Source organism: Paenibacillus sp. P4_E11 (assembly GCF_056401635.1).
The window spans coordinates 1-710 of the sequence record NZ_JBFUIX010000648.1; the positions used below are offsets into that span (position 1 = coordinate 1).

Below are 710 nucleotides of genomic sequence, written 5' to 3' on the forward strand. Positions count from 1 at the left end.
GTCCGTAAGCGATTACATGCTTCCCGGAAATGACGCAGGATGCACAAGGGAACATCTTCGTTAAGGCTCCGAAAAGCCAGGATCTTTACCAGGTTGTCGGCAATGGTCTTATCCGGGTAGAACAAAGTGGTTCCGCTCTAGAGCTTCTATTGTCCGGGGAACGGAAAGTCATTTCCGTAACGAACACGCATGTAACTATCGCAGATAAGGATGGGAACCAGTCGGCTCATACCCTGCATTATGAATCCGGTGGATTAATGATGTGGATGGTACATAAGGGTCCGGATGACAAGATTTATGGAAGCTCCGCTCTCCCTTTACGTATGTTCCGCTACGACCCGGAGACGGGAGAAAGCGTGAAGCTTGGAAGTCCATCCCCCTCCTCAGGCGGGGAAATCTACTCTATGACCAATGTGGGTAGGAAGCTGTATTCGGGTAGTTATCCGGGATCCTATATCTCCGTATATGACCCAGCGAAGCCTTGGAATGTTGGCAAGGAGGCCGAGCATAACCCGCGGGAAATCGGGCCAATCGGATCGAAGCAGAATAGGCCGATCAGCATGATAACGGGGGCAGACGGCAATATTTATATCGCCTCAGTTCCTGATTATGGCGAAGTTTCCGGCGCCTTGACGAGGCTGAACCCTCATACAGACCAGTTTACCGTATGGCGGGGGATTGTAGACGAACAGTCCGTTTATGTCCTAGAC

The 710-nt window shown here is 51.1% G+C and carries 1 protein-coding gene; it reads left to right on the plus strand.

Annotated features, from left to right (window positions below; all coding sequences use genetic code 11):
* Positions 1-29: 29 nt before the first annotated feature.
* The coding region (locus tag AC1DWB_RS36685) for an NHL repeat-containing protein (RefSeq protein WP_477545960.1) at positions 30-710 on the plus strand (681 nt) is incomplete at its 3' end.